The organism is Nostoc sp., from assembly GCF_036916735.1.
Lineage (GTDB): Bacteria > Cyanobacteriota > Cyanobacteriia > Cyanobacteriales > Nostocaceae > Nostoc.
In genome coordinates this window covers 23,879-29,878 of the sequence record NZ_JBALFV010000027.1, presented here as the reverse complement: position 1 = coordinate 29,878, position 6,000 = coordinate 23,879, and the positions used below count along the sequence as shown (strand labels likewise).

The 6,000-nt window shown below is 37.7% G+C and carries 3 protein-coding genes and 1 pseudogene; 3 read left to right on the top strand and 1 reads right to left on the bottom strand.

All coding sequences use genetic code 11. The features are described from left to right. Window positions 1-94 precede the first annotated feature (94 nt). The 3 genes and pseudogenes from V7L20_RS32535 to V7L20_RS06900 form a co-directional block, all read left to right on the top strand. Window positions 95-3,290, top strand: a pseudogene (locus V7L20_RS32535) (hypothetical protein); the annotation flags it as partial. 7 nt (window positions 3,291-3,297) lie between these two features. Then, window positions 3,298-4,068, top strand: coding sequence for a hypothetical protein (locus tag V7L20_RS06905; RefSeq protein WP_334743350.1), 771 nt, complete (start codon window positions 3,298-3,300; stop codon window positions 4,066-4,068). A gap of 635 nt (window positions 4,069-4,703) precedes the next feature. Continuing rightward, complete coding sequence (locus V7L20_RS06900; protein ID WP_334743358.1) at window positions 4,704-5,363, top strand: response regulator transcription factor; 660 nt, start codon at window positions 4,704-4,706, stop codon at window positions 5,361-5,363. A 4-nt stretch (window positions 5,364-5,367) separates the two neighbouring features. Here V7L20_RS06900 and V7L20_RS06895 read toward each other — a convergent pair whose 3' ends face one another. Beyond that, on the bottom strand, window positions 5,368-5,565 hold the full coding sequence (locus V7L20_RS06895; protein ID WP_334743349.1) for a hypothetical protein: 198 nt from the start codon (window positions 5,563-5,565) through the stop codon (window positions 5,368-5,370). Window positions 5,566-6,000 lie beyond the last annotated feature (435 nt).

Sequence of the window (6,000 nt, the reverse complement as noted above, 5' to 3'; positions counted from 1 at the left end):
ATCAGCTTTCCTTGGGCTGTACGCTTAATCGGTATCTAGTTTTACTTTACTCATCGATTATACTGTCTGTCCTAATCGCCTTGGCGATTGCTATATAACCGAAAAAACCAAAAAATATCTAGAAAAAGTAGGAGTATCATACGAACAGCTTCCCGGATCACAAGCTCGGTTAGAAGCCAAAAAAGGTATGACTGTATTCGTACTCGATGAAAGTACCATTAATAACGAACTAAAACAAACCTTTATTGACCAGGCTGGTAGTAATATCAAGAGTGCAGATACATCATCACAAATCAGTCCAATCATTCCAGAACAAACTGTATATTTTTATAACCCAAACCAACAATATAGTTCTCCAGATAGATCGCAGGTATAAACTAAAGAAGCTCTCGGATTAGTTGTTCCCGCACAAGACGCGATCGCTGTAGCTACCTACTTGGCTAGAATTAAAATCTACTGAAAATCATTATTTTATTGAGAATAACACAGCTACATTCATTTTTAATAAAAATGAGATTGGTGAAAAAATAAACGAAGAATTAAATAGTTTACTTGGAGAACCGATTAATATCAGTGAAGTTGATGGATTTGACCGTTACGAACAACTTAGTGCAGAGTTAAATCAAAAAGTTGCGGCTGAAGGTAGTCTTTTACAATTAAACCAAATTCCAGAAAATAGTGAGTACAAAAAAGCTCTACAAGCACTACCTAATCGTCCCAGAGAGCTTAATCAAGAAGATTCTTCAGTACCAATTATTCCTGCGAAAGCTGTATCAGAAAAGAATATAACTAACATTCAATCAAATATTAACGCCAAAATTGCAGGAATTTCACAAATTTATCAAAACTCAGTTGAAACAAAAGTATCAAAACACACAAAATTAGAACATAAAAACCAAGCAATATTACTACCAAACTCGCGTCAAGCTGATCAAACTAAAGCGATCGAAATATTGGGTAAGGTAAGCGAGGAAAAAGTAAAACAATTGCGATCGCACCTTGAAACCCACCTCACCATCAAAACTAACGAGTGGACACCAGGGGGAGAAATTAAAGTAGAACGCAGTTATACCAGCCTCAGAGAAGTCACCCGAAACATACCCTCACACCCTTTAAACCAACCAACTGTAGAATAAATTATCGCCATCGGGAATTCCACTGCCGCACGCGCTGCTAACCCTCAGATTCCAGACAACCCGACTATATCTGGAAAACCAGTACCAATGGTTTATTCGCTGCATCTGCACAGCGAACCTTCCAAAGTGCCAGCTGATACAACTATCGATGCTATGCGCGGACACGGTAGGATACACACCACCAGAGGTGTAGACTATCAAAAAACTTATGGTGTCAAAGAGGGAGATATTGCGATCGCCCAAGGTAAAAACGGCGAGCAAGTTGCTTTCCGAGTGGGTAAGCAGTACAAAATTACCCCCGAAATGATTCAATATCCAAGTTACCAGCAAGCCTGGGCGAAATGGGAAAAACATTCATCTAAAGAACTTACCCAAACCCAGGCGAGTAAGAGTCAGGTATATGGCTTATTCATGGAGCCGCTAGGGGATTATGTCAATGGCAAAATTGTTTCGTTCCCAGCCATCCAAAAACAACCTCCAACTCCAGTAAATATCAGCCCCGACTCAAAAGATGGGCTTGGAGTAGCACTCAATCTTGCCACTGCACTCGCAAAACAACAAGGCAAGCTGCAAAACGATTACCAAGTTTCAGTCAATAATAATCCAGAAGCCCCTGCTGGACAGTATAGAGTAGAAACCCATGTCCAAAAACCTGAAGGACTAGCATACCCATCCGCCGAACACGCATTTAACCACCAAAAGCAGTTGCATCGATCAGCTGATGAATACAAGCTAATGGTAGAAGTGCTTCAGGCTAAACTCGAACAACACCCCCGGCTAACTGAGGCGATCGCCAAACGCGGAGGAGTCGATTGGTTAGAGAACTGTACAGCAGTTGCGACAACGGGAGTAACCCCGCACCAATCGCCTGAAATCGGGGAACCCGCTCACAACATAGGCTCCATAACGCATTGCCTCACCAATATAACTAACGCTCAGGACAAACAGTGGGAGGGTAAGGGTAAAGAATCCGCATTTATTCAAGCCCTCAGCGAAGCATACATCTATGTAATTGAAAAATCACAACAAACTACAGTACAAACCCAGCAGGAAAAGTCCGAACAGACTGATCGTTCGCTAACAAATCCACTGTCCAAACTCGAACTTATAAACGCTCCCGTCGCTGAACACATGAAAAAAGATATTGCGATGGCCCAAATAGCTACCCAGTTTATCGGTAAATCAGCTGCACCCCCCAATACACCTTCAAGCACTCGGAATTTCGAGCAAGCATGGGGAGAACGCGCCAACACAGGAAATTACTCGAAAGACGACATCATTATGGTATCCGGGTCTGGCCCGTGGCGCGGAGTGACAAGCGAGCAAATTGCTCAAACTTTTGAAAATCACTACAAACCGTTACTTAATAAGGCAATAGAAGCCAAAAGCTCTTTCATAGTCGGAAACGCACAAGGAACTGATCAATTAGTTCAAAATTATCTTCAAGAAAAAGGGTACAAGGTAGAACAAATTTCCCAAGGATACGCTGTATTTAATTCTGTAGAAAATATCAAAATTAGTACCAACACTATTTCTTCCAATACACAAGTATTACATAACTCGTTTATTGCTAAAGACAAGAGCATTTTCCCTCCACAACAAAGTCAACAACCAAATATTGACCAAGCACTCGCATCACCTTCTCAACCCAGAATACAGCAAGTTGGAGCGATGGATAACATTATCGAGCGGATGAAAGCTAATACAGTGCAAAATCTTCAAGACTGGTATGTAGCAGCTGAAAAGCTCGGTAAATCAGAAACATATCTCAATAGAATTCAGGAGGTAGCTGATTTATATATCAAAGAAAACATCAGTCTTGAGAACGCTTTTAAGGCAATGGAGCGAGATATTAAGGAGCTAGAAAAAATTAATAAAATGACCAGTCTTGCCCAAAGTTTAGTTAAAATCATTGGACAGGAAGATATCAATGGCATTATGTCAGTACAAACAGAAAAATACCAAATTGCTACAAAAGCCCAAGACAAAATTTACTTAGTTAAAGATAAAAATGACAACATATTATTATATGTCAAAGAAGGAAAAACCCAAGTAAGTAACATCAGTGATGAAACATTACAGGACTTTCAACTCATGAATTCCCGTATCAATAATGCTCTCAAAGATGTCAAAAAAGATTTAATGGAGAGGTAACTTTAGTATGAAAGAACTAATCGGACTTCCAGTAGAAGGTTTAACTCCAGCGATGCAAGCTAGTCTCCTCAGAGAATTGATCAAACAGCTTAACATCCCTAATGATAAATTTGAAGAATCTGCAAAAAAGCCTCCAACTGCTGAGGAACGAAAAGAAGCTGTGCTAAGGTTAAATTCCGAAATGAACAGAGTCAGCAAAATAGTGCAAGATGAAGCCAAAGTAAACTCTACAGAACTTGAACCTATCACTTTTATTAATCAAGTTAATCAAGAGTCAACTTTACAAGCCGAAGCAAGCCAGTTCACAGGAACGACGATTGAACCAGAGGTTATAAAAAACCCCACAAATAAAAATGACGACAATAATGGCAACCTAGTAGAAGAGAGTCCAGAAGATAGAGTACAATCTCTTACCGCCGATTCTCAAATTAGACAGTTTGTTATTCCTGTAATTTTAGACCGATTAGATATATTTGGAAAATCAGATAAAGAGACACAAGGTATTATTTATAAAAGTGAAGAATATACTGCAAGTCTAAAATTAGAAGAAGATTCGCAAACTCTTAGCCTTGATAGAAATTTGCCTGATTGTGAAGAAAGTCGAGAAGCACTCTTGGCATCTCGTGACAATAATTCAGAAGAGTACTCTATCACCATTAATAATCTCACCAAAGAGGAATTTGAACGTTTCAAGACTCTGTTCAATGAGCAACAAGCACGCCGCAAACATAGTCAACAACAATTCAAAAACCAGGATTCTGCTAAAGAGCTAGATTAAATCAACCCAAACCACACGCCATACATAAAAGCTAGAAATCCAAAAATCAGCTTTTTATTAAAACTCAGGGGGGTCTTGGGACAAATAACAACCGCAACAGCAAAATAGTAAAAAGACGCTGTAAAGTTAAACAAACTCGTCGGGTTAACAGGCAATCTGCCTAACCCGACCAAACATAGCATCCCCATTAAAGACCAAACAACAATCTTTTCTATCCATGCTAAAAGTTTATCGCTCTTCATAAAAAATTATCTATTCCTCTATTAATTCGCTGATAACTATTAAAACCAGTACTGATAAATAAAATCATCTAGTCAATATATTGCTTAATGAAAACTACATAAACCACCCAATCACTTTGTAAAGTTTTTAAGAATAATAGTAAAAACTTTAAAGAAGCTAATTAGTTTATAGTAATTGTAAAGATTAAAAATTATAAAAAAGGTAAGTGCTATAAATATTATTATCAGAGACAATACAAATACCAAACCAAAAAAGCATATAATATGAAACCTATTAATGTTGTCATTATTGAAAATGAGAACATATCTAGGATTAGCGCGGCAACAATATTATCTGAAACTAGTGCAATCCAAGTCTGTGTCCTTGCCAAATACGGAAAACAAGGAATATAAATTGTTGACAAAGAAAAGCCAGATATCGTAATTATAAATATTGATTTACCTGATATCGATGGCATTGATGTAATAAGCACAATTAAATCCAAACACGCATCAATTAGAATTGTGGTTATAACTGCAAATAGCAGCCGAGAGACCATTAACGTGGCAATTAGTAATGATGCAGACTGCTACTACTGTAAAAATAGCCTTAGAGAAGAAGTAGGAGAAAGATTCGTTGAAGCAGTAATGGCTGCGTACAATAATGAATCATGGATTGACCCAACTATTAATCGTATTCTGATCGATAGTCTCAGGTCAAATGACACACCCGATAGAAATGCACTAGATTTGTTAAGTGATTTCTCTAATAAAGAAATCACAGTTCTTCAATTAGCTGCCGGAGGCATGAAAAATAATGAAATTGCCAATGTAATGTATGTTTCTAAAGGTACAGTAAGGTCATATCTACATAATTCATTTATCAAGCTAGGAGTCAAAGATAGGTTAAATGCTATCCGCGAAGCAATCCGCCTGGGAATCCTTAGCTTTACAGACATGAAAATCGAAGAAGAAGTTACTCAAGAAACCCACACAAGAGTCAAAACCAACCAAAACAGTCAAAAAGATACAGCTAAAACTAGTAATAAGGGATACAAAGGCTGTGTTGCCTAAAAAATTAATCAACTGCAATTATACAGCCACCTGAATACTTTTTCTGCTGGCGGCAAGTTTTAATGATGGCGGCGTTTTTAACATAAATACTACGCGCTACCTTACCTTCATTGGATTTAGCCCAATCCAGAAGCTTTTTATCTTCGGGTTGTAAGATGGCAGATCCAGAAGCCGCCTGCTGAAAATGAAAGCTCTTTGACATAACTTTCAAAGAAACCTCCAGATTGTGCTGGTAAGTCTAATAGCGTAATAGGACAATCACTCTCATCTAAATTAATTAATAAGTCGTCAGCACCACCTCTATGAAAAATATCAATGTAACGTATTATGGGTCGGTAGTCTTTTTTGAAATATCTTTCTAACTGAGGATTTCTTAAGTCAGCTTCATAAGTAACACAGGGTAAACTTTTATTAATGTACAGTTGAAATAGCACTCGTGCAAAGGTGCTTTTTACCACACCACTTTTATCACCTGTGATAATTATTAGCCGCTTTTAAGGTTTACTATTATTACTATTAGTTGTATTATCATCAGACATGACTTTTTTACCCTTATTGTTTCTATTTTGAGACATAACAATCCTCTACAAAGCAAATACACTTTTTTGATGTAAATCGAAAATTTTAAACCTTATTT

Coding starts and splice junctions, on each gene's coding strand:
- V7L20_RS06895 (WP_334743349.1), bottom strand. CDS start 5,565: ATGTCAAAGAGCTTTCATTTTCAGCAGGCGGCTTCTGGATCTGCCATC.
- V7L20_RS06905 (WP_334743350.1), top strand. CDS start 3,298: ATGAAAGAACTAATCGGACTTCCAGTAGAAGGTTTAACTCCAGCGATG.